Annotated in this window: 19 protein-coding genes; 7 read left to right on the plus strand and 12 right to left on the minus strand. The window is 42.6% G+C overall.

The window, feature by feature from the left end; all coding sequences use genetic code 11:
* Positions 1 to 38: 38 nt before the first annotated feature.
* The 3 genes from Q4574_RS14905 to pedF all read right to left on the minus strand — a co-directional run bounded on the left by Q4574_RS14905 (position 39) and on the right by pedF (position 3,580).
* The gene (locus Q4574_RS14905; RefSeq protein WP_303475083.1) at positions 39 to 1,736 is read right to left on the minus strand and encodes a PQQ-dependent methanol/ethanol family dehydrogenase; all 1,698 of its coding nucleotides are present in this window, start codon (positions 1,734 to 1,736) and stop codon (positions 39 to 41) included.
* Between the two features lie 500 nt (positions 1,737 to 2,236).
* Positions 2,237 to 3,130, minus strand: coding sequence for an ABC transporter substrate-binding protein (locus Q4574_RS14910; protein ID WP_303474947.1), 894 nt, complete (start codon positions 3,128 to 3,130; stop codon positions 2,237 to 2,239).
* Positions 3,131 to 3,133: 3 nt separating this feature from the next.
* A complete protein-coding gene (gene pedF, locus Q4574_RS14915; protein WP_303474948.1) occupies positions 3,134 to 3,580 on the minus strand; it encodes a cytochrome c-550 PedF in 447 nt (148 codons plus the stop codon).
* 236 nt (positions 3,581 to 3,816) lie between these two features.
* Here pedF and Q4574_RS14920 point away from each other — a divergent pair, with 236 nt between their 5' ends.
* The 5 genes from Q4574_RS14920 (at position 3,817) to Q4574_RS14940 (ending at position 8,341) form a co-directional block, all read left to right on the plus strand.
* Positions 3,817 to 5,097, plus strand: a complete 1,281-nt coding sequence (locus Q4574_RS14920; protein WP_303474949.1) for an ABC transporter substrate-binding protein — start codon at positions 3,817 to 3,819, stop codon at positions 5,095 to 5,097.
* A 2-nt stretch (positions 5,098 to 5,099) separates the two neighbouring features.
* Positions 5,100 to 6,059, plus strand: a complete 960-nt coding sequence (locus tag Q4574_RS14925) for a YVTN family beta-propeller repeat protein (protein ID WP_303474950.1) — start codon at positions 5,100 to 5,102, stop codon at positions 6,057 to 6,059.
* 11 nt (positions 6,060 to 6,070) lie between these two features.
* A complete protein-coding gene (locus Q4574_RS14930; RefSeq protein ID WP_303474951.1) occupies positions 6,071 to 6,820 on the plus strand; it encodes an ATP-binding cassette domain-containing protein in 750 nt (249 codons plus the stop codon).
* Complete coding sequence (locus Q4574_RS14935) at positions 6,817 to 7,614, plus strand: ABC transporter permease (protein WP_303474952.1); 798 nt, start codon at positions 6,817 to 6,819, stop codon at positions 7,612 to 7,614. The genes Q4574_RS14930 and Q4574_RS14935 overlap by 4 nt, the downstream gene beginning before the upstream one ends.
* Positions 7,615 to 7,675: 61 nt before the next feature.
* Complete coding sequence (locus Q4574_RS14940; RefSeq protein WP_303474953.1) at positions 7,676 to 8,341, plus strand: response regulator transcription factor; 666 nt, start codon at positions 7,676 to 7,678, stop codon at positions 8,339 to 8,341.
* Between the two features lie 64 nt (positions 8,342 to 8,405).
* Here Q4574_RS14940 and Q4574_RS14945 read toward each other — a convergent pair whose 3' ends face one another.
* The 7 genes from Q4574_RS14945 to Q4574_RS14975 all read right to left on the minus strand — a co-directional run bounded on the left by Q4574_RS14945 (position 8,406) and on the right by Q4574_RS14975 (position 17,807).
* Entirely contained in the window at positions 8,406 to 11,099 is a 2,694-nt protein-coding gene (locus tag Q4574_RS14945; RefSeq protein WP_303474954.1) for a NahK/ErcS family hybrid sensor histidine kinase/response regulator, read from the minus strand.
* On the minus strand, positions 11,062 to 12,276 hold the full coding sequence (gene nosP / locus Q4574_RS14950; RefSeq protein ID WP_303474955.1) for a nitric oxide-sensing protein NosP: 1,215 nt from the start codon (positions 12,274 to 12,276) through the stop codon (positions 11,062 to 11,064). Before nosP ends, Q4574_RS14945 begins: the two co-directional genes overlap by 38 nt.
* A gap of 68 nt (positions 12,277 to 12,344) precedes the next feature.
* Complete coding sequence (locus Q4574_RS14955) at positions 12,345 to 13,094, minus strand: ABC transporter ATP-binding protein (protein WP_303474956.1); 750 nt, start codon at positions 13,092 to 13,094, stop codon at positions 12,345 to 12,347.
* Entirely contained in the window at positions 13,088 to 13,903 is an 816-nt protein-coding gene (locus tag Q4574_RS14960) for an ABC transporter permease (protein ID WP_303474957.1), read from the minus strand. Before Q4574_RS14960 ends, Q4574_RS14955 begins: the two co-directional genes overlap by 7 nt.
* Positions 13,869 to 14,846: an ABC transporter substrate-binding protein gene (locus tag Q4574_RS14965; RefSeq protein WP_303474958.1), complete on the minus strand. Its 978-nt coding sequence runs from the start codon at positions 14,844 to 14,846 to the stop codon at positions 13,869 to 13,871. Before Q4574_RS14965 ends, Q4574_RS14960 begins: the two co-directional genes overlap by 35 nt.
* A 121-nt stretch (positions 14,847 to 14,967) precedes the next feature.
* Positions 14,968 to 16,485 (minus strand): aldehyde dehydrogenase family protein, encoded by a 1,518-nt coding sequence (locus tag Q4574_RS14970; RefSeq protein WP_303474959.1) that lies wholly within the window; start codon positions 16,483 to 16,485, stop codon positions 14,968 to 14,970.
* A gap of 155 nt (positions 16,486 to 16,640) precedes the next feature.
* Positions 16,641 to 17,807, minus strand: a complete 1,167-nt coding sequence (locus tag Q4574_RS14975) for a porin (protein ID WP_303474960.1) — start codon at positions 17,805 to 17,807, stop codon at positions 16,641 to 16,643.
* A gap of 407 nt (positions 17,808 to 18,214) precedes the next feature.
* On the opposite strand from Q4574_RS14975, the gene Q4574_RS14980 reads away from it, so the two are divergent.
* Both Q4574_RS14980 and Q4574_RS14985 read left to right on the plus strand, forming a co-directional pair.
* Positions 18,215 to 20,335 (plus strand): TonB-dependent receptor, encoded by a 2,121-nt coding sequence (locus Q4574_RS14980; protein WP_303474961.1) that lies wholly within the window; start codon positions 18,215 to 18,217, stop codon positions 20,333 to 20,335.
* 151 nt (positions 20,336 to 20,486) lie between these two features.
* Positions 20,487 to 21,779: an NAD(P)/FAD-dependent oxidoreductase gene (locus tag Q4574_RS14985; protein WP_303474962.1), complete on the plus strand. Its 1,293-nt coding sequence runs from the start codon at positions 20,487 to 20,489 to the stop codon at positions 21,777 to 21,779.
* Positions 21,780 to 21,879: 100 nt separating this feature from the next.
* On the opposite strand, the gene Q4574_RS14990 is transcribed toward Q4574_RS14985, so the two are convergent.
* Together Q4574_RS14990 and Q4574_RS14995 are read right to left on the minus strand one after the other, a co-directional pair.
* A complete protein-coding gene (locus Q4574_RS14990) occupies positions 21,880 to 22,347 on the minus strand; it encodes a Tfp pilus assembly protein FimT/FimU (RefSeq protein ID WP_303474963.1) in 468 nt (155 codons plus the stop codon).
* Positions 22,348 to 22,533: 186 nt separating this feature from the next.
* Positions 22,534 to 24,594, minus strand: a complete 2,061-nt coding sequence (locus tag Q4574_RS14995; RefSeq protein ID WP_303474964.1) for a TonB-dependent siderophore receptor — start codon at positions 24,592 to 24,594, stop codon at positions 22,534 to 22,536.
* Between the last annotated feature and the right edge of the window lie 98 nt (positions 24,595 to 24,692).

Consider the following 24,692-nt stretch of genomic DNA (forward strand, 5'->3'; position numbering starts at 1 on the left):
ACAAGATGGTGGGACCCCCCCTTGCCGCGGTGCCACCTCTAGCTACGTGGCAACTTAAACGTCCAAACGGTGCCGCCTTGGTTAATGTCTTTGATGGTCTTGGCAACTTCACCGCCCCATAAAGGAACCGCGCCACCCCAACCAGACAGAACACTTAGGTATTGTTCGCCGTCTTTTTCCCAAGTCACTGGCGAGCCAACGATGCCAGAGCCGGTGTTAAACTTGTAAACGATTTCGCCTGTTTTAGCATTAAAGCCATACAAATAGCCTTCAGGGGTTCCAGTAAAGACTAAATTACCTGCGGTGGCTAATACTCCACCCCATAACGGTGCGGTATTTTTGAATTCCCAAACCAATTCACCGGTTTTAGGGTCAACTGCTTTTAATGAGCCAATATGGTCATAAATAGGTTTTATGGTAAAACCAGAACCTAGGTAAGCCGCGCCTTTTTTATAGCTGACTGGCTCATTCCAGATATCCATACCCCATTCGTTAGAAGGAACGTAGAATAATCCTGTGTCTTGGCTATACGCCATTGGCATCCAGTTTTTTCCGCCTAAGAAAGAAGGAACAGACCAAATAGTTTCACCCTTTTCACCTGATTCTGAATCAGCGGGGTTTCCAGGGCGACCACCTTCTTTATAGATAGGGCGACCATTTTCATCTAGACCTTCTGCCCATGTAATACCACTAACAAATGGGAAACCACGGATAAACTTACCATCTTCACGATTAAGCACATAAAAATAGCCGTTTCTATCTGCTGTTGCAGCAGCTTTTACGGTTTTGCGACCGTCTTTATAATCGAACGCTATGAGTTCGTTTACACCATCGAAGTCCCAACCATCATGAGGAGTTGTTTGAAAATGCCAAACGATCTTGCCAGTATCAGGGTCAATGGCTAAACGAGAAGAACTATACAAATTATCACCAGGACGTAAGTGAGAATTCCAAGGAGAAGGGTTACCTGTACCCATAAAGATTAAATCAGTATCTGGATCATAGGTTCCGCCTAACCAAGTAGCTGCACCACCGGTTTTCCACAAATCACCAGTCCAGGTTTTATTGGCCTCACCACCGGTAATGCCATTCTCCTTGCCATTAAGGTATCCCATGTGGCCTTCAACTGTAGGGCGTGTCCAGATTAGCTCTCCGGTTTTAGCATCGCGGGCTTCTACCTTACCCACAATCCCAAATTCACCACCAGATACACCGGTGATTACCATACCTTTAACAATCATAGGTGCTGCAGTTGAAGAATACCCTGCTTTGTAGTCACCCATTTTTTTACGCCAGCGAACCTTACCGGTTTTTTGGTCTAGAGCGACTAAAATCGCATCTAGGGTACCGAAAATAACCACATCATCATAAATTGCGACACCACGGTTAATTACGTCACAGCAAGGCATAATACCATCGGGTAAACGCGCTTCGTATTGCCAAAGCTCATCACCAGTATTCACGTCTATTGCATAGACTCGAGAATAAGAACCGGTCACGTACATCACGCCATCTTTGACAATTGGCTGGGATTCCTGCCCACGCTGCTTTTCTCCACCTAAGGAAAAAGCCCACACCGGGTGCATCTTTTTAACGTTGTCAGTATTGAGTGTGTCAAGGGGGCTATATCGTTGGCCGCGGGGACCAAGACCATAACTCACTACATCATCAGTGGTTTTTTGATCATTTAATATATCTTTATCAGTGACTGCCGCATGGGTATTTGTACTTAGCATTCCCAGCGCCAGAGTGAGGCCAAGTGCCGTACTAAGCAATTGACCAGAAATTTTTCGGCTTTTCATTAGAATTCTCCAGTAGTTCAACAGGTACTTAAGGCGTTACATCACCTTTATTGTTTTTCCGAGGCTGTCTCAAGTACTGACCTTTATCCCCGGCACATAACTTTATTGTCCGTCTATAGCGGTGTTGAGCAGTGTTCTGCTTTCACCACCTTCGCCGTCATAAATAGTATTGAACAACAAGTTGTTAACAACCATTGAACCTTGGATTATCATTCTTAGTCCGTTGGTAGTAGTACTTTGTTAAATCCTTCCACTAATTGGAAATTAATTACCCGGTTTTTTTAAATGGTTTTTCGCACCTTCTCATACAGCAACAATGATTAAGTCCATAGGACGATGATGAAAACAGGGATAAATAGAAGCTCTGGGATAAGGAAATAAATAAGGCTAACGCAAAACTAGCGTTAGCCTTGGATGGCGTTTAACGGCAGCAATTAATGGCTTTCTTGGTACAAACTCGATGGTTCAAATGTAACCTTATAGTTGTCGAAAATCTTCTGCATTTGGCCGTTATCGACCATTAGCGTAATTTGATCTTCTACAGCATAAGCAAGTTGACGGAAGTCTTGCTGTACCGCCATGCCGATATCCCAAGACTTAATACTAATTGCTGCTAAGCCAGTAGCATTAATGGTATAGCGTGACCCAACATCTGGCATACCCCACTCTAACTGAGAACGCATACCAGATACTGCGGCAACACTTTCATCTTTAAGCAAATCGATGGCTTTGTATATGCTTTCACTGTGCACAATATTATCTCGCAAACGACCACCGATGGTCGCGCCGAGAAAAAAGCTTGGTAGTGAATCAATTTCAACTGCTATTTTTTCGTACTGAAATATAGCTAAGGTGTCGATGTTATTGGTTTTCTGAGTGTCTTTTAGTATCGCCCAACTTTCCCTGTGGTAGGGTCCAAACATCACCACCATTTCATTTTTAGGTAATCCATATCCATCAATGGCATAACTAAACTTGTGATCGTATGGAACGCGCATCATCAAGTCAGCTTTCTTACGAGTAATAATGTGGCCTTTCCAGATTGCATTACGCATATCATCTTCTAGATTTTCATCTGCAGTAATCCACATCCAACGAACGTCAAGATTGAGATTTTTGGCAATTTGAGCAGCAACATCCACATCAATTCCCCGCGGGACCTTATTGTCTTTAAAGGAATAAGGAGGAAAGTCGTTATACACTGCCACAGTGATATAACCAGACTCCATAATGTCATCAAAACTTCGGGCAATTGACGTCGCGGGCAAGCTAGCTAACAAGCACAAGAAACCCGCAAGACAGTAGCGCCAAAACAGCCGTCTAATCATGATTTACTCTGGAACGTCACGAGTTTCAATGTAGGCTTTGATTGCCCACATAGCTTCTTGACTCAATATTCCCTCAAAAGGAGGCATATATACTCGGCCATCAACAACGGCACCATGACGAATACGACTCATAAACCACTCATCGGCTTCTTCAGGGCTAAAAAACTCATTTGGATCATTTAGTTTACGCAAATCTGGCGTAATTCCGCCCGAGATAACTTCTAAACCATGACAACGAGCACAGTTTTGATTGTAAGCTGAATCCCCGACTTTAATAGCTTCTTCATTTCCAGTAAACGGGTTGCTTTCTAACCACTCTTCACCTAATTGGGGTAATGAACTTACATCAACCGCTTGAGGCGTAACGTTGCCATGTGCATAAACTTGATAGGTAAATATCGACATTGCCGCTAGCGTAGTGGCACATACTGCCGTTTTTAATTTTTTCATTACGTTCTCCAAAAGTTGTCTCAAAAGGTAACGGCTGACTTCTTGAAGCAGACAACTTTAGTTATCTTATTTGTCGAATGAGCATCACGATCCAGCCTGTGAGATAACGGTATTCGATTCGAAAAACGCTTCCAATTGTACTTAGGTAGTAAACCTTTCATCCTTTTTGCTCATACATAAAGCCTAAATCTTCCATTAGTATGAGTCAGACTTAGTGATAAATAAGGAATGTGCTCATGTTTATACTGAACAGTAAGAACAATGATGCCAAACACGCCAAAACAGTAAGCGTAATGACTTTTGCAGATATTCTAAAAAGGTCAGGAATAAGCAAGCGCCTAATTGGTTTTAGCCTACTTACTCTACTGTGTTTAGGCACAACGAATGAGGTATTAGCTCAGCAAAGTACTCCAAGTCTAACCGTCCCCATCGCCATAGTGTTAGAACAGGCCACTCAGCCCAACAGTGTATTGACCAGTAAATTACACGCACAAGATTTAGCCGCGTCAGGGGCGCAACTAGGAGTGAGTGATAGCAATACTACCGGGCGTTTTTTGAACCAGCATTTTACCCTCACCATTATTCAGGATAATAATATAAAGGGATTGGCTCAGCAGGTCGCAGATTGGGAACAGCAACACCAAGGCCCAATAATAGCCGTTGGTAGCGATGCACTTCTTAGCACCTTGCTAAAGCACAATTCAGCTCAGAGGCTGATTATAAATGCTGGCAATCAAAGTGACACCTGGCGCACTAATCAATGTCAAAGTGGGCTACTTCATACCATTCCAAGTCAGGCAATGCTAAGTGACGCCCTAGCCCAGTTTATGGTGTTAAAACGCTGGCAGAAGTGGTTACTGGTAAGTTCAAATGACCCGCAAGATCAGACTATCGCAGCCTCATATAAGCGTTCAGCTATGCGATTTGGGAATAAAATTGTCGGGCAGCGTGAGTGGAGTTTCACCACAGATTTGCGGCGTATGGCACAACAAGAAGTCCCGGCACTGACGCAAAGCAAAGATTACGATGTGGTTATCGTCACCGATGCCCATAACCAGTACGGATTCTATTTGCCTTATAATACCTGGCTGCCTCGTCCAGTGGCAGGCACCCATGGGCTCACCCCGGTGGCTTGGCATCACAGTATTGAACAATGGGGTGCCGTACAGTTACAAAATCGATTTAATGAATTTGCCGGAAGAGAAATGCAAAACCAAGACTATGCCGCTTGGTTAGCTGTTAGAGCAATTGCAGAGGCGGCGACGAGAAGCACATCAAACAAACCTGAAGAACTCTATCAATACATGATGAGTGATAAATTTGAATTAGCCGCCTTTAAAGGCCGCAAATTAACCTTTCGAAACTTTAACGGTCAGTTAAGACAACCTATTCCATTGGCGCAGCCCAATGCACTGGTTAGCCAATCTCCACAACAAGGGTTCCTGCATCCGTTAACGGATCTGGACACACTTGGCTACGACAAACCTGAAGTTAAATGCAAAATGGACGAGGTGTAAAAATGAAAAATTTTCTGTTGTTGTCACTCCTGCTCATCAATGTCGCTCCAACCTTTGCTGAGACAGCTTATGTTTCAAATGAAAAGGACGACACTATATCCATTATTGACTTAGATAAATTAGAAGTTGTGGAGACCATTGAGGTTGGCATGCGTCCTCGGGGTATTATCTTCAATAAAGACTATTCACACTTGTATATCTGCGCCAGTGAATCAGATGCAGTACAAGTACTGGAAGTGGCAAGCAACCGTATTATCCACAACCTTCCTTCTGGCGAAGACCCTGAACAATTTGCGCTACATAAAAATGACCGGCATCTATATATCGCCAATGAAGACGACGCCATTGTTACCGTAGTCGACACAAAACTTCGTACCGTTTTGGCTCAAATTGATGTGGGAGTTGAGCCTGAAGGAATGGCCATCAGTCCAGATGGAAAATGGGCAATAAATACCACTGAAACCACTAATATGTTGCATTGGATAGATACCAGCAGCTTTCAATTAGTAGACAACACATTAGTAGACCAAAGGCCTCGCCACGTAGAATTTACCCGGGACGGAAAACAGTTATGGGCCTCATCTGAAATTGGTGGCACTGTCACTGTAGTTGATGTAGAGAGCAGAAATATACTGAATACCATTCGCTTCCAAGTCAAAGGCGTGCATAAAGACCGTGTCCAGCCAGTTGGTATAAAACTCACCGACGACGGTAAATATGCCTTCGTTGCCTTAGGCCCATCAAACCACGTAGCTGTTGTGGATGCACAGAGTTTTGAGGTATTGGACTACCTTTTGGTTGGCAGACGGGTGTGGCAGCTTGCCTTCGCTAAAGACCAGTCACTGCTATTAACCACTAATGGTGTCAGTGGTGATGTTTCCGTCATAGATGTCAACAAGTTGGACGTCATCAAAACAATTCGCGTAGGCCGTTATCCCTGGGGTATCGCGGTGAAGCCGTGAGTTGCTATCCAATGAAAAATGACTCAAACAGCCCAGTGTTACAGGTAACCGATTTACACTATCGCTATCAACAAAAGAATGTACTTGAAGCGGTTAACTTAACCCTCACACCAGGTAACTTCTACGCCCTTTTAGGTCCAAATGGGGCAGGCAAAAGTACCTTATTTTCGCTTATTTGCCGGTTATTGAGTACCGAAAACGGTGAAATTACCCTACAAGGTAAATCCCTCAATAAATCCCCCAGTAATGTAATGCAATCATTGGGCATCGTATTTCAACAGAGTACCCTGGATCTTGATTTAAGCGTTGCCCAGAACCTGTTGTATCATGCCAGTCTTCATGGAATAAAACGGCGTATTGCCTTACAACGTATTCAGGTTGAATTGAGCCGGTTCGAGCTGCAAGACAGGCAACACGAAAAAGTCAGAACCCTAAATGGTGGTCATCGTCGCAGAGTAGAAATTGCCCGTGCGTTGCTGCACCAACCTGCACTATTGTTACTTGATGAAGCCAGTGTTGGTTTAGATATCGCGACACGACAAAGCATCAATGAGTACATTCGACAACTCTGTGTAGATGAAAAAATCACGGTGTTGTCCTCCACCCATCAAATTGATGAAATTAACCCGAAGGATAATTTAATTATTTTACATCAAGGAAAAGTACGCCTAGATGCTCCCTGTCAACAAGCGCTCAGCGAACACGGGTGTAAAGATGTGGCGACTTTGTACCAAAGGATGACAGAAGGGCGAATATCATGATCAAATACTGGTACTGCTTTAACGGAATAATTAAGCGAGAAATGTTGCGTTTTTTACAACAAAAAGCCAGGTTGGTAAGCGCTATTGTAAGGCCATTGTTGTGGTTAGTGGTATTTGCAGCTGGTTTCCGCGCAGCACTTGGCATCGCAATTATTCCGCCTTATCAAACTTATATTACTTATGATGTGTATATAGTGCCTGGATTAGCCGGCATCATTTTACTTTTTAACGGTTTGCAAAGTTCGTTGTCTATGGTGTATGACCGCGAAATGGGCAGCATGAAAGTGTTACTGACCAGTCCAATGCCAAGGCCATTCTTGCTCATTTGCAAGCTTCTTGCTGGTGCCTGTATTTCAATTATCCAAGTCTATGTGTTTTTTGCCATCGCCTGGTTGCTGGGCATTAAAATGACATTAATGGGCTACTTGCTGGCCTTTCCTGCATTATTGTTAACCGCGTTAATGTTGGGCGCTCTGGGATTATTTTTATCCTCACGAATTAAACAACTTGAAAACTTCGCAGGAGTCATGAATTTCGTGGTATTTCCCATGTTTTTCTTATCTTCCGCTCTTTACCCACTTTGGAAAATGCGTGAATCAAATGAAGTATTATATTGGATTTCCCAATATAATCCCTTTACCCACGGCGTAGAGTTAATTCGATTCGCCTTATATGAAACCGCTAACGTCAATGCGATGACAATAACCTTAGTAACAGCAATTGTACTGAGCTCCCTTGCCATATGGGGCTACGATCCTAAACGAAGTATGCAAAAAGGGAGAACTAAGATATGACTCGACAGTGCACGCCAAAATCTTGTAAAGTAAGTGTTAAACTTAAACTAGGGTGTTTGTTATGGTAGAAATATTAGTAGCTGATGATCATCCATTGTTTCGCTATGCAATAACCGATTTTGTAGAGCGCAATATTGCTGATACCACAACCATCACTTGTACTGATTTGGAAGAGGCTCTTGTTCAAGCCGAAGAAAATCCAAATATTGACCTGGTTCTGCTTGATCTTAATATGCCTGGCATGGATGGATTAAATGGAATAGTAAGATTCCGCAATTTATACCCCGAAATTCCAATTGTCATCGTTTCAGCAGAAGAAGATAAAAGTATCGTTTTGCAATCTTTTACCTATGGTGCTGTGGGCTTTATAACCAAATCCTCAAGCTGTGAGCAAATTGTAGCAGCCATTGAGCAAGTACTATCGGGACAGGTCTATTTACCGCCAGATATTATTCGCAATGGCTCGGTGAGTTCACCGAAAAAAGACATCGCGACACAACAAATCGATCCCAAATTAATTGGCGCGCTGACAAGACGACAATTATTGGTATTTGAATGCATTACTAAGGGCAAATCCAATAAGCAAATTGCTTACGAACTAAATATTGCCGAAACCACAGTAAAAGCCCATGTGTCGGCAATATTAAATAAACTCAATGTGCATAACCGAATTCAAGCCGCCCTGTGTGCCGCAAACATTGATTTCAACCAATATCTAATTCGCTAACACTAGATTATGACATCCAACCCAGCTCACCTAAGACTCCCATTGTAACAATGGACTGCTCAGGCTAGCTGGACTGTTTGTTAGATAACAAATTAGAAATTGCCAACTTCATTTTGTGAGGTTTTACGGGCTTATTCAGTAGCGAGTAACCTTTTTCCCTAACTTGTTGGCGCAGTTCATTGGTATAGTTGGCAGTGATCATAATGACCGGAACTGATTTACCCAATACGTGTTCGGTGATCTTTAACGCGTCAAAACCGGTTTCACCATTATCAAGATGGAAGTCAGCAATAATTAATTCTGGCGCCAATGCGCGTAACCAATTGTGGTCCTGCAATTGAGCTAATGTTTGAACGCTAGTTACTTCACACCCCCAGCCTTGTAACAGGGTCTCCATACCAGAACAAATTTCCATATCGTTATCAATAATCAAAATATTGGCTGCGTCTAAATGGCTATTAAACCTGTCTCGAGCCGTAACTTGATTGACGGATAAATCTTGAGCAGTTTTGCTGCCATAGGGAATGAAAATACTAAATTTGGACCCTTGCCCTTCAGTAGAAGTTACAGAAATACGATGATTCATAACACCGGCCAACTTTTCCACAATGGCAAGCCCTAATCCCAACCCCTGATCATGTCGGCGCTTTTTACCATCAATACGATTAAACTCATGGAATATTTCCACTAACTTATCATCTGGAATACCAATACCAGTATCACACACCTGTATTTCCAGAGCGGATTTGCGTCTGCGCACTCCTAGCAGTATTGAACCTTCATTGGTATAACGTACTGCGTTACTTAATAAATTACGTAAAATCCGAGCTAACAAATAGGGATCTGAGCGAACCACACTGGTTGAGCCACTAAATCTAAAACGCAAATTCTTTGATTCTGTTTGCTTAGTAAATTCACTGGCCAAATTATTCAGTAAATCATTTACCGAAAAATCTTCCAATACCGGCTCAATAAGACCGGCTTCAAGTTTTGAAATATCCACTAAGGCACTGATTAATGACTCAAGGTTTTCCAAAGAATAACTTAATGAACTAAGTAGTTTTTGGGCATCATCACTTAAGCTAAGTTCATTCAGAGCGGCCACAAACAAGCGCGAAGAATTCATCGGCTGCAATAAATCATGGCTAGTGGCTGCAAGGAATTTACTTTTAGACTCATTGGCGCGGTCTGCTTCGCTTTTTGCGGCAATTAAACTTTTTTCAGCTAGCTGCCGGTCTTCTATTTCTTGACGTAATTGCAGATTAATTTCTGATATTTTTTGAGTACGTTGATTAACTCGCTGTTCCATGTAGTCGTAAGCATGACGCAGTGCTTTAGCCGTTCTGCGCTGTTCAGTCACATCTTGTTCTAAGGTGAAAAAACCAATGACGTTACGATCTTGATCAAAATGGGGAATGAATGTCTTGTTTGAAATACGTGGATTTCCACCATCATGCCGGTGCTCAAGTTCAAAATTCACTGATTGCCCTTGCATGGCTCTCTCAATATAAATATAGAGTTTGTTGAACTCTTCTTCGCCTAACACCTCATTAAGGTGGTGGCTAATAATTTCTGAGCGAGAACGATGGAACCACTTTTCAAATTCACGATTCACGAACTCGTAACACATGTCTTTATTTACATAAGATATTAGTGCTGGCATAGCATCAGTGATTAACCGAATACGCTGTTCACTTTCTTGCAGCGCCTGTTGATTGAGGCTGCGCTCTGTTATATCGGTATAACTGTTAAGGTACCCACCACTCGTAATTAAGTGACGTTTGATTAAAATAACTTTACCGCTTTGTAAGGTTTTTTCAGCCTCAAAATCGCCTTGCGATAATAACATACTAGGCAATTCACTTTCGGAGAGTGACTCATCCAACTCACTGCCTTGAAGTAGTTCAAGATAATTATCACCGCGAGTTATTTTACTTTTTTGTATCCCTGCTAATTGTAGAAAACGTTTATTCCAAGTCTCGATATTGCCCTTTGCATTCACCAAAGCGATGCCTTGAGACATGTTTTCTAGGGTAGATTTAAGTACCTGGGCTTGCTCCGCCATGGCTTTTTCATAGCGTAATTCTTCGCTTTGCTTAATGTTGGTGATGTCGGTATAAATCACCACCAAATCACCTTCGGAGGTTTTGCGCTCGGACATTTGTATCCAAGTACCATCCTTTAGTTTAAAAATGGTATGAGTAATAGGGTCAGGGTACATTCCCACGGTTTTTTGTGCTTTAGCTTGCATGTCTACATAGGGTAAAGATGCGGCAGTGATTTCCTGAAAGGTCGTTTTACCAATTTCAAAATTAATATTGTGTTTACGCCAGAATTGACCACAACGACTATTTACCATCACCATTTTTCGATCTGCATCAAATAAAGCAAAGGAATCAGAAATACTTTCGATAGCATCATTCAGCCGTTGCCGAGCTTGATCTGACGCTTGTCTATTTCGTTCAGCATCTAAGCGTGCTTGCTCTAATTTTTGATTTGATTCTTCTAGACGGTGAAGTGTTTGTTGAAGTTTTTGGGTTCGTTCTTTTACTTTATCTGCCAGAAGTGCGGCATCTTCAAAGGATTGATATGCGTCACTGTGGTTACCCCATCCCATCTCTACTCGGCGCATCAAAACATTGTTTATTTTGCTAAGTTTTTGGTTCTCATAACGCAGTTGTTCTAACTCATTTCTGTGATGATCAACTTTGCCAGTTAGATCACTGTTTTTTGATGAGGCTAGGTTGGTTCGGGTCATAGGGATATCCAATAGCAACACCCGTAAAAGTATGATTCAGGTGCAATCCGTTAATTTGTTCGCCATAGGTACTAAAGCCGATTACATTGTTCTTTCGATACATAACAGACATTTGTTCGGCAATATCATGGTGTTCTATTTCTATACGTCGGTGAATACAATCAAATCCAATAACCAGTTGCATTTCACCTACTGATTCTTTTAGTAAATTAAATATAAGCGATGTATGGGGTAACAACCCAGGCGACATCATTTTGGTTAATACAACACCTGAATCTATGGCACAGAAAAACGTTAAGCTCAGATCATCATTCACTTTTTGAATACTGCGAATGTAAAGTTGTTCACCAAATTGCACCGCCAAAGGATACATAGCAAAGGTTTTAGAATTTAAATCTTCGAGCTTTAAACCATTTATCCTACAATATTCTAATGCTGCTGGTTCGGCATTGAACTCATGAACCACCCGGGAGTTAGGCGCAACCTGAGTAACCACTAACTTCTCGTTTTCCGGCGCTAAATGGTGCTGACTAAACACTTCAAACTCACAAATTGTATTCACTAGCATGATTACCGCAGCATTGCTGTAAAATTGGCCATTGTAATAAACTTGAGTATTCAGAAAGTTCTGATCATCGCCTGCTGAACCACCCACAATGGGGATATCTTGCAAACTTAAACTTAATGCATTTATCACTAACTCTTCACGAACCGACAAACCATCTAGTAGCGATAAAGCAAAACACTGCTTTTCAATAGGATGGGGAGACACGGCTTTTTTCCGCAAGTTATCCATCATATTACCAACTAAAACGTCCGATTCAGATACATTAAAGGTGGCCAAATCTTCAATTAATATGGACTCAACAGCAAATTCACTACTACTCAATGCAAACGCGCTAATACTGTGTTTACGATAGCCCAACGGGGTAATTTCACCTGCCGAGGTACAGCCTATTACGACAGTATCTGAAAAGTACCTAGTTAACTCTTTAGAGAGTTCAGCTTGTGAATAATTAACCCCACAATAAAACACCACGCACGTAGGTTTGCATGACGCAATCGCAGTATAAATTTCCTGGGCAGCAAGCACAGGATCGGTATGTTCCGAACCGGCTTTTACTACGCCTGGGATAGATTTTTCCACCACATTTAAATGTAGGTTTTGAGTGCCCATGTTTCCTCCTGAGGTATGGAGGAATATTATCTCTTTCACAATTGCTTAACAACAATAGCCATCATGTTTCACATGCATTTAGCACTATTTTCATGTGAGCATAGTAAATCTGGAAATTGTCGGTAAAAAAATTGACAAATTTCGCTTACCTCAGGATCGTGTAAATACCGTGGTCGAGGAAGAGATACCTCTCTTTGCTCGATAACGGTCATCGGTTTTTCAGTTAAAAATATGATCCTATCAGCTATGGCCACGGCCTCTGTTAAATCATGGGTCACATATAAAATACTAGAGCTCATTTGTTGTTGAAGAATGAGTAACTTCTGTCTTAATTGTTCTGCAGAAGGCGCGTCTAAGGAAGCAAAAGGTTCATCCATAAGTAACACTTCAGGGTTAAACATAAATGCCCTAGCTAGAGCAACACGTTTAGTCATACCGCCTGATAATTGTTTCGGATAAGCATGCTCGTGACTTTCCATTCCAACCAACTTGAGAATGTCTAAGGCATCTTGCTTTGCCTTCTGTTTATCTTTTCGACCTTCTGCTACCAATAGCACATTTTCCAATACCGTTAACCAGGGCATTAGCCGTGCTTCTTGAAACATCAAACCAATATTATGGGTTGCACAACTTGCACTTGTAATCGTGCCTTCAAATTCTTCATCAAGACCAGCAATGAGGTTAAGCAATGTACTTTTACCTGCCCCCGATGGTCCAATTAGAGCTACAATTTCGTTTTTATCTACCGAAAAATGAAGGTTTTTAATAATACTGACGTCAGAATCAAAGCTTTTGTTTTGGATATCAATAGTTAGCATTTTCGCCACCTTGTTACTTTGCGTTCCCAAGGCCTTAAAACGAGGCCTTCAATGGTGTAAATAATTGCAGCAAAGGCAAAGGTATATGCCAAGATACTAGTAATATCGAAAAACTGAAAAAAGTTACCCAGTTGAAAACCAACACCGTCGCTACACCCCACTAATTCGACGACTAAGACAATTTTCCAAACTAGCGCTAACCCCGTTCTCGCTGCGGCTAAAAAATACGGATAAAGTTGTGGTAGATAAACTTTTGTTAAAGTTCGCTGCCAGGGTAATTGATAGACTTTCGCTACCTCCATCAGACTTTTATCGATGGCTTTTGCTCCCTCACGTAAAGTGACAGCAACATTAGGCGCTTTGTTCAAAATAACTGCTAACACTGCAGAAAATTCATTTAACCCGAACCACATAAAACACAAAATGATCGTCACTAATGCTGGGATATTTAACCCTAAAGTAAGTAAGCTATCGAACCAATTATCAACCTTTTTGAAATAGCCCATTAGCAAGCCGATTGCCGAGCCAAGTAGCATTGCTATAGTAAAGCTAAACGCCACCCGTTGCAGAGTTACGCCCAAATGATAGGGCAATTCATTTGACGCAATGTGGTCAATAAGGGCGTTAAAAACCGCCGTTGGCGACGGCAGCATTTGCACTGCAAAAAGCCATACACTTAATTGCCAGATAGCCAATAACAGCAACAAAGATGCAATACGAATAAGTGTACTTGTGTTGCTACCACGACTTTTTGTTTGCTTTGGCTGAATGTTTTTATCTAACATCGCTGTGACGCCAGAAGATATCATCTGGTAAGCCTCCCAAATTGCCCGTCAATACTTGTTGACTGTCATTGGCCTTAATCAGTTGAAAGAGTGAATCTATTTGTATTTTCTGGGCTTCAGCAAGGGCATCAGGAATGCCTTGTCGATAACCGTCAATTAGAAAAGGCTGCACATGGGCGGGATATTTTTGGGTTAAGGTTGGGATCTGTGACCAGATATCGTCGTCCAGCTTCATACGTTGACGTGCTTGGGCTGACATACTCAAGAAACGATTAATAGCCCCCTTATTATCATCGGCCCATTGTTGTTTAAATACCCATCCCAAAACCGGAACCTGGCCCTCTACTTTCAGCGCCTCTAATACCTCGGGCATAGTGACTAAAGACGTCATACCCTGCGCGTTTAATTGGGCGGCATAGTGCCAAAAGTTAACTACTGCATCTAAATCACCTTTGCTCAGCAACGCGTTAAGCATTGGCGGGGCAGCAAATTTTACCTTTAGATCTTGAGCCAGATCTAAATTAGCTTGTTGTTTTAAAAAAGCGCGATACAAAACCCAGTTTTTATTAGTATTGCCCCCCGCAATACCGATGGTTTTGCCGCGTAAATCAGCCAGAGTTTTAATCTTTGCCTGAGGATGGGTTACCAGGGCTCCAGCCGCTGTGGAATAAGGGTAAAAATAGAAATCCCGAGCAGCTTCTTTTTGGCGTGCTACCCATAACCAATCATTAAGAATCACATCCACCGACCCACCCTGTAAGGCAACTAATAATGCCTGTGGAGAACCCAAGGGGATGCGTTCAATCTTAAGGTTGTAGTGTTTTGCTAATTGTAATTTTTCTAAAACATCCATCTCCCAATTAAGGGTGCCATATTTCAAAACCCCAACACGAATGGTGTCATTAGCCTGAGCGACTGCGCCAAATAATAACCACAAAAACACGACTAAAAAGGTTGAAATTCGCATACACACTCCGTTTTTATGAATGGCAAGATGGTTCTTCTTCATGCTATCCAATGGCAAAAGCGAAAAAGGTTTCCACACAATGTGTGGAAACCAGACTTACGCCTTTTACAAGGCAACGCTTTTAGAAAAAGCCCAATGGGTTGGTGTCGTAGCTCACCAATAAATTCTTGGTTTGCTGATAATGACCTAACGCCATTTTATGGTTTTCACGACCTACACCTGATTTTTTATAACCACCAAAAGCAGCGTGAGCAGGATAAGCATGATAACAGTTCGTCCATACACGACCGGCTTGTATCGCACGTCCCATACGGTATGAACGGTTCATGTCACGAGTCCACAAACCTGCGCCTAAACCAAATTCAGAGTTGTTGGCAATGGCCAGTGCTTCTGCTTCATCTTTAAAAGTAGTCACACCTACAACTGGTCCAAAAATTTCTTCTTGGAACACACGCATATCATTGCGACCTTTGAGTAGAGTAGGTTCAACATAAAAACCTTTGCTGAAGCCTTCCACCATCGCCGGTCCGCCACCAATAAGCACTTCGGCACCTTCTTTTTTACCAATATCGAGGTAGCTTAGAATTTTGTCATATTGCTGTTCTGAAGCTTGAGCCCCGACTTGGGTGTCGGTATCTAATGGGTTACCGCGTTTGATTTGTTGTGTACGGGCAACGACAAGCGAAATGAAATCATCATAGATAGATTCTTGGATCAGTGCGCGAGAAGGACAGGTACACACTTCACCTTGGTTGAAGAACGCTAAAACCGTTCCTTCAACACACTTGCTCAGATATTCATCTTCATGACTCATAACATCTTCAAAATAGATATTAGGAGACTTACCGCCTAACTCAACGGTAGAAGGAATAATGTTTTCCGCTGCACATTTTAGAATATGTGAACCAACGGGTGTTGAACCGGTAAAGGCAATTTTAGCAATACGTTTACTTGTGGCTAAAGCTTCACCCGCTTCTTTACCAAAACCGTTTACAATGTTAAGCACGCCTGGCGGTAGTAAGTCGCCTATTAACTCCATTAACACTAATATTGAAGCGGGAGTTTGCTCTGCGGGTTTCATTACCACACAGTTACCTGCAGCCAAGGCTGGGCTCAACTTCCAAGCGGCCATGAGTATCGGGAAGTTCCATGGGATAATTTGGCCAACCACACCTAAAGGCTCATGGAAATGATAAGCAATGGTTTTCTCATCAATTTCACTCATGTTGCCTTCTTGCGCGCGCAAGCAGCCAGCAAAATAGCGGAAGTGGTCAACACACAATGGAATATCTGCATTTAAGGTTTCTCGAACGGCTTTACCGTTATCCCATGTTTCTGCCACGGCGAGCATTTCGAGGTTTTGCTCAATACGATCTGCAATTTTTAATAGTATATTTGAACGGTCTGTTGCAGAGGTTTTACCCCATGCATCTTTTGCTTTGTGGGCTGCATCTAATGCTAAGTCAATATCTTCCACGCTTGAACGCGGAACCGAACAAAATACTTCGTTGTTAACGGGGGACACATTATCAAAATATTGCCCCTTCACCGGTGCGACCCATTCGCCACCAATGTAATTACCATACTGTTGTTTAAAGGTTACCAGTGAATTTTCACTTCCAGGATTTGCATATATCATTTTATTTACTCCGGTGTTCATATTTGTAAAAGCGTTACCAGTTTGCCGGACTTTGTATCTCCCTCCCCAAAATGAGGTTGGAAGTCACACCGGCACCGGCTGCCGGAAAATAATTTTTGCCCTAAAATTTAGGGCAAAAATTGAAAGTTAAAAACTTAAAAGTTCACAATGGCACCCAAGGCAATAGATTTAACTTCTTCGCTGGCGTCACCAATTGAAATTTCGTTTAAGTCATACTCCACCACAAAGGTTACTGCGCTGTTATAGCTATAGAACCAAGCAGCCTGAGCACCATCCATTTCCCACGGCACTTCGGTCTCAACTTCAGTATTGCCATAGGACAAGACAAATCGGTTGGCACCGGTTTTATAGGAGCCTTGTACCAGATAACCACTGCTATCCACCTCGTCGCCATTTTCATAAAGTAGATTTTGTAAACCCAAAGCATTATCTGTGGGACCCAACAAAAGCCCAATGGCCTCGCCTGTGAATCCAGAAGCATTTAGGGCGAAGCCGCCAACGTTAACCTTTGCACCATAGGAATACCCTGTGGAGTCCACGTCACCTTGAATGTCGCTTTCAGTGGTTTGCGAAAGGAAACCAACAAACGCATTAAACATTCCGTCATCAAACTTACTGGTGTAGGTTAATTCGCCTTCAATTCGAGGAGTGCTTTCTTCACTAGAGCGACCAGCTCCGGTATCGGTTGAGGTGTTTGCCGGATCGATTAAGCCAATGGCTAATTTAAAACCACCAGCAAATTCCGGTGAACGATAGGTGATTTGTGCCGTAGGCATTGGGTAGGTATAACCTGTACCAATATTGCCAAATGAAACCCCTTGACCATCGATAAGACCCAGAGTGTCATTAACGTTGCCATACCCCTGAAGGATTTCATCTAGAAAGATATTAGAACGATTAAATAGTGTGAAATCTTTCCCTATTAGCACTTGCCCCCAGTCAAAATCCAAGGTGGCATAAAATTGACGAACATCGATGCCCGTTGACGTTACGCCGGTATTACTATCATTTATGGTGACCCAAAAAGAAGAGCGGCCACCGATCTTCACTCCATCTATTTCTTTACTAAAATTCATTCCAACATAGTTAGGAAGAAAACCCATTTTGACTCGAGATTGATCACGATCTATTCCCGTGATGTCGTTATCCGTGCTACTAGACACGTAAAAAGTATTGAATGATGCATCCACCGAGACACTTGCCACCTCGGGGTCATCGTAAATGGTGACAGCTGCTGAAGCACAGCCGCTAACTAAGCCTAAAACGGCCAAACTCACTTTTGTTAATGTAAATTTATTCATGCTCATGTGTACCCTGTATGATTGTTAGTATTATTGGGAGAGCAACATGAACTATCTATCCCGGGTCACTCCAGCCCTATGCATCGATACGTTGCCGATGCACTTTTTTTGTTGATTTAGTATTGGCTGCTAAAGACAATTTAGAAACTCGTCGATTGGTCTCTTTGTGTTGCACTTTAGTCTTCAAAAATAAAGGCACTAAAGATCTAGTTCCAAAGTAGTAGCCGATGGAAGTAGTTCTCTTAGGACTGTAAAGTCGTATAAAAACAGTGCGTAAAGTGCAGCTAACCGAACTACTAATTAACATAAAAGCAACATACTATTTAGATACTAAAATGAACCTAGATTTGTAACTCTGTAAGTGTCAAACTGCGTTCCCAAATTATGACTAAGAAGGCTGTATTCATATGATTTCTCTAACTAAAACCCTTCAGCAAGTATCGTCACTTACTCCCTTAAGTAAATCTGTTCGACTTGCTCACATAGGTGTATTCACCTGCCTATTGCCGTTATCAGTTATCGCCCAAGAATCACCCGATGGGATCGAACGAATCACCACCACAGCCACTCGTGTCGCAACTAACACTGCCAACTTACCTTATGTAGTGAGTACCATTGACGAACAAACCCTTGGATTATTAGCATCTACCCATATCGAAGAAGCTCTTAGCTTTATAGCAGGTGCCGGGGTGCAGCGAGGAAATGGACAAGAATACCTACCCGCTTTGCGCTCTCAAGTAATGTCAGGTTCAGGCGCTTGCGGAGGCATTCTTACCGCTGAAGATGGCATACCCTTACGAGCAGCAGGCTTCTGTAATATTAACGAACTATTTGAAGCCCACAGCGAAATGGCGCAAAGCATAGATGTGATAAAAGGGCCTGGCTCAGCATTTTATGGCTCTAATGCAGTACACGGTGTAATTAATGTTATTACCCCTGATACCACTGTGGACGCAGGACTAATTGGCATCGATTACGGCTCCTTTGGCTATAACCGATACAAATTTCGTCAGGGGGCTGACTTTGGCAATTCGGGCATTGGTATCAATGCTAGTATCACCCGAGATTCCGGGTATCGAGATGAAGAAAGTGTTGATCAGGAAAAGGTTAACCTTCGCCACCGCTATGAAGCTGATAACGTTACCTTTACCACCGGACTGACCTACACCAATTTAGATCAGGAAACGGCAGGCTATATAACTGGTTTTGAAAGTTACAAAGATGAAGACTTAGCTCAGGCGAATGAAAACCCTGAAGCCTTTAGAAAGGCCAAATCTTTGAGATTATGGTCAAATGCCCTATGGAATTTAACCGACCAAGATGTGCTCTCAATAACCCCTTATATACGTAATCAAAATATGTCGTTTTTAATGCATTTTTTACCTGGCACACCGATGGAAGAAAATGATCAAGATGGTTTTGGTGTGCAATCTATGTGGAAACACACTGCAACGGAAAACCTCACCGTCAGCATAGGCTTAGATGCAGAGCAATCGGAAGGCAGTATGCGCCAATATCAAGACGCTGAGACGGAAGGATCTGCGTTTTTAACAGAGACGGTACCCATTGGAATGCACTATGACTACGACGTTGATGCGACCTTGTACGCGCCTTTTGTTTCATTGGACTGGCAACAAGACAAATGGTTAGTGTCTTTTGGTCTGCGCTACGAACATATGAATTATGATTACACCAACAATATGCTAAGCGGTCGCACACGGGATGATGGTACTGAATGTGGTTTTGGCGGTTGCCGTTACAGTCGTCCTCCGTCGTCTGAAAACAGCTATAGTAATACTTCCCCGAAACTGGGTATTGGTTATCAGTTTTCTGAAAACACGCAATTTTATGCAAATCTATCCAAAGGCTATCGCGCTCCCCAAGCAACTGAATTATACCGCCTGCAGCGAGAACAAGAAGTCGCTGATTTGGACTCTGAAACGGTCACTAATGCTGAGGTTGGCGTAAAAGGCCAATTTGAAGGCCTGAGTTACGTGGTATCCATTTACAACATGGATAAAGACAACTTCATCTTTCGGGATAGCGACTATTACAATGTCAACGATGGCGAATCAAGACATCGTGGTGTTGAGCTAGAATTACAGTATCAGATCGCTGAAAATTGGGATTTAAAGATGGCGGCAAGTTATGCCAAGCATACTTATTCCTACAGTCAAATTCTTAGCGATATTGATATCAACGGTAACTATATTGATACCGCGCCAAAAACCATCGCCAATACTCGTCTTGGTTGGAATATTAATAGTTCAACCAGAACTGAGTTAGAATGGGAGCATATGGGCAGTTACTACACGGATCCAGAAAATTTACACCGCTATGATGGGCACGATGTATTGAACCTCAGAGCGTCGATGCAAGTCACTGAGGCGTTAACTGTATTTGCTAGAATCAACAATCTTACGGATAGCAACTACGCAGAAAGAGCCGACTACACCAGCTTTGGTGGAGATCGCTATTTTCCAGGTAGACCGAGAAATATGATGGTGTCAGTGGATTACACCTGGTAGTCAACAATGGAAGCGAGTATTTATAACAATTCACGCTGACGACATTCACTTTAGGGCAGTATAACTGCCCTAAAGTTTTAAATTACACTAGTCTTTCAAGATAAGCCTTTTACAACCTAAATGTCCTATCTGGAATGATTGGAGAACCTAAATGAAAAAAATAATTGTTGTAGGAGGAGGCGCTGGCGGCCTAGAAATAGTCAAACGCCTTAGTCAGAAACTAGGACGAAAAAACAAAGCAGAAATAATTCTGGTTGATAAAAGCCAGAATCATGTATGGAAACCACTGTTACACGAAGTCGCAGCTGGCGTCATTGATAAGAACTCAGATGGGATTAACTATCGCATTCACGCGGTTGCCAATAAATACCAGTTTCAACTGGGCAATATGTGCCACATAGATAACCAAAACAAGCAAATTGAACTTGCTCCTTTGTTCGACGAAAATGACCAACTTATCTTGCCTAAACGCACCTTAAAGTACGACACTTTAGTGCTTGCCATTGGCAGTGTATGCAATGATTTTGGCACACCAGGGGTAGCCGACCACTGTTACTTCCTTGATTCACTGGCTCAAGCTGAAAGTTTTCATAAAGCATTGCTTAATCAACTTTTGCGGATCAATCAAAAAGGGGTCGACAGTAAACCCTTGCATGTAGCTATTGTGGGAGGAGGAGCAACGGGGACTGAATTAGCAGCACAATTGCATCATGTGGCCAACCTTGCCAGAGCTTATGGCATGCCGGAAATGTCTGCCGACAAATTAACCGTGACCATTATTGAAGCTGGGGAACGTATCCTTCCCGCGTTACCGGAAAAAATCACCAACTCAGCTCGTCAGGCTTTAACCAAGCTAGGCATAAAAGTGTTGGAAGGCACCAAGGTAACTGCGGCGAAAAAAGAGGGATTTGTTACCAGCGATGATGAGCTAATTGAGGCAGATTTAATGGTCTGGTCTGCGGGGGTAAAAGCTCCAGATTTTATTACTCAACTGGGCATTTTTGAAACCAACCGTGCTAATCAAATTTTGGTCACGCCGTATCTAAAAAGTACCATAGATGAAAACGTGTATGCCATTGGTGATTGTTGCGGATTTCAACAAGAAGATGGGCGTTGGGTGCCGCCGCGGGCTCAATCTGCCCACCAAATGGCTAGCACAGCGGCAACTAACATTATTAATGAGTTTAACCATAAACCAGGCCAGAAGTATGTATACAAGGACTATGGTTCTTTGGTGCATTTGAGTAAATATAGCACTGTGGGTAATTTGATGGGGGCACTGTCTAACAGCAGTATGTTTATTGAAGGGCGATTAGCCAAATTGGTTTACATTTCTTTATATAACATGCATTTATTTGCCATACATGGCTGGTTTAAAGGGATATTTATCTTATTTTTCCGCAAAGTCAGAAACATTGTTGGCCCTAAGTTAAAACTGCACTAACTCTACTTAGCAGCGGTAAATTGACAGACACCAAAAAGCCCGAACATTTCGGGCTTTTTGGTGTTACCTAATTCGCAACCCACTAATGAATATAGTTGCTCTAGCAACCTGTGGTTGTTTGGGTAAACGTCGGCTCTCTATTTTCTCTAGCAGATACGTAGCGAATTTTGCAGTTGCTAGGATCAGGTGCAGAACTGAACTGCACATCAATATTACCTAACTGTCCGCTGCAGTTTCCCCCAACCCAGGTAAAGTCATCATCAACTTCGAGTGCATTGGCAATACCACTTGGATGCGGGCAAGCATATCCGCATCGCAGCGTGATAGAATCACTACCTAAATCAATGGTCGGGTCTGTGTCACAATCGGTTTTTTGTTCAATGGTCGCTTTATAATGGACTAATTCTGATGCTGAGCGCATTGCGCCTTCTAATCCGTCCAAAGCAGCTAAACGAGCATCTGTACCTAAATTAATAAACCTTGGAGCTGCAACTGCAGCAAGAATTCCTAGGATCACTATAACAATGACCAATTCTATTAATGTAAATCCTGTACTTTTTCCGTTCAATGTTAAGCTCCTTTTCGATAATCTATTAATTTACCAGTATCATAGCGCTATGTTCACAAGTTGCTATTTTAAGTAATTACGAACAAAAGAAAACGATTTTATTGGCGTTTAATCAATAACATAGCATACATAAGTATGATTCTTCATGCCCAATAAACGGTTTGCTCGAAGTTGAATAACGAAAAATTAAAAGCGCATTCTCATACCGGCATTTACGGTAAAACCATCATTGCGAGACCAAATATCCGTGGTCCATTGACCATCTGGAGCGCGCATTGGTAGCACTAACGGGTCTTCTTTTGTTTGACGAACATCAAGTAAATTCTCTGCATTAATAAACCAACTGTACTGACCTAGGGTGATTTCACCCAATAAACCAAGGTGCCAGTAAGGTTTACTAGCAGAACGGTAAGGATTGCCACTCAATCGTTGAGTTCCAGTATAGTAGGCTTCAAAACCCACTCGCCCTTTGCCGTGCTGCTCCCACATGGCAACAAGTCCAGCCGAATGTTTAGGGGTCAACTTAATATCTTGACGACTGTCGCTGGTTGCATTGTATTCGGTTGCATCTAAGAACAAATAACTGGCGGTCACCTTAAAGTCTTCCCACTTATAGCGCAGCATTAATTCTGAACCGTAAATACGCGACTCCCCTTCAGTATTTACCAAGCGGACACGATCAAGGGGGCCATCCATTTCTGACGCATAAGCTTCTAATTCGGTAACATGCTCAACATTTGAGGCGAAAAACGTCACATTAGCTTCAATGTATTCAAATTGACGTCCAATATCCAGAGACGAAGTGACTGCCGTTTCTTCTTGGATATTTTCCAACGGTGCTAAGTGGGACAGACCCGCTGCTTCTATTTCTTCTACAAAGGGGGTAGGTGCGAAATAGCCACGACCATAAGAAGCTCTAACAGTCCAGTCTTGTGGGCGATATAATAAGGAGACACGAGGGCTTAATTGGCTGCCATACTCACTGTGATCATCTAAACGCATACTTAACGAAGTCGATAAATGCTCGTTTAATTCATAATCCGCCTGTGCAAATATACCTGGTACATCAAAGGTATAATCAAACTCAGGATAATACTCTGAAGCAAAATTATCTGACTGCATAGCGACACCGACGACCCATTGAGATTTGTCCGTATAACCAGACAGGGTGCTTTCTACTAAATAACTTTCGTGGCGATCTTCATCTATATCTTCGGCAAACTGTTTATCATGGTTTTGCACCATGGCCGAGCCGCGTACATTCCAAGTTAAAACATCTCCCAAGGGGCCAGTGGCAATAATGCCACTATCAATGCGCTCACTGTCTTGGGTTTGCTGAAAAAAACCACCATCGGGTAAGGTATAGCCTTCAAGGGTGCCACCTTGACGATTTTCCGTCATATAACCCACAGTGGCATACAAGGTTGCGCCACTTTCCCCCTCCCAAAATAGACGAGGTCGAGCGGTATAACGTTCATAACCAGCCATATCAATCCATCCATCCCCATCAAAATCTTGGGTACTTTGGTGATGACCCCCAGCGGTCAAAGATACCCCCAGCGAATCATTTAGCGGAGCAGCTAAATAAGTGGTTAAGTCTTGTCCGTCTCTGGAGGTAACATTAACCAGTACTTCTCCTTGAGCTTCATCAGAAGGTTTACGAGAAACAAGGTTAATGACTCCCCCCATGGCTGAGCCCCCATATAGAGACGATGCCGAACCTTTAATAATTTCTACTCGCGCCAAATCAGTGGGCGGAATTTGCAGCAAACCAATGGACGCAGCTTGGCCTCCATACAGGGCTAAGCCATCATTTAGCAACTGAGTATAGCGACCAAACAAACCTTGTAGTCGAATATTCGCACTGCCCAATGCAGGAGAAGTGGTTTGTACACGAACCCCACCGGTTTCCGCCACCAGCATGGATATGTTACCAGGTCGCATCATGGCTTTTTCTTGTAACTCTTCTTGGTTTATCACTTCAATTCGAACAGGTTCATCGGTCACGTTGCGGCCAACCCGTGTAGAGGAAACCGTGATGGTTTCTACTTCATCTTCGTGTCCATGTTCGTGTTCGTCACCTTCATGATCTGCCTGCATAGTTTCGTTCTGAGTTTGTTGCACAGCTGCTGGTGTTAAATTACCGGTCCTTTGCTTTGTGGAATCGGCAATGGCATGAAATGCACTTAACGAAAACAACGTAGGAATAAAGAGCAATGAATATTTATAAGAATAGAAAAATCGCACTGTGATGAATGACCTTTGTATCAGAATATGTGACCCCAGACTACAGGGGAAAGAAGGCAATATGTTATCACGAACGATTTCTGTTAATGACACTGACT

Origin of the sequence: Aliiglaciecola sp. 3_MG-2023, from assembly GCF_030548205.1 — a bacterium.
In the GTDB taxonomy this organism is placed as follows: domain Bacteria; phylum Pseudomonadota; class Gammaproteobacteria; order Enterobacterales; family Alteromonadaceae; genus Aliiglaciecola.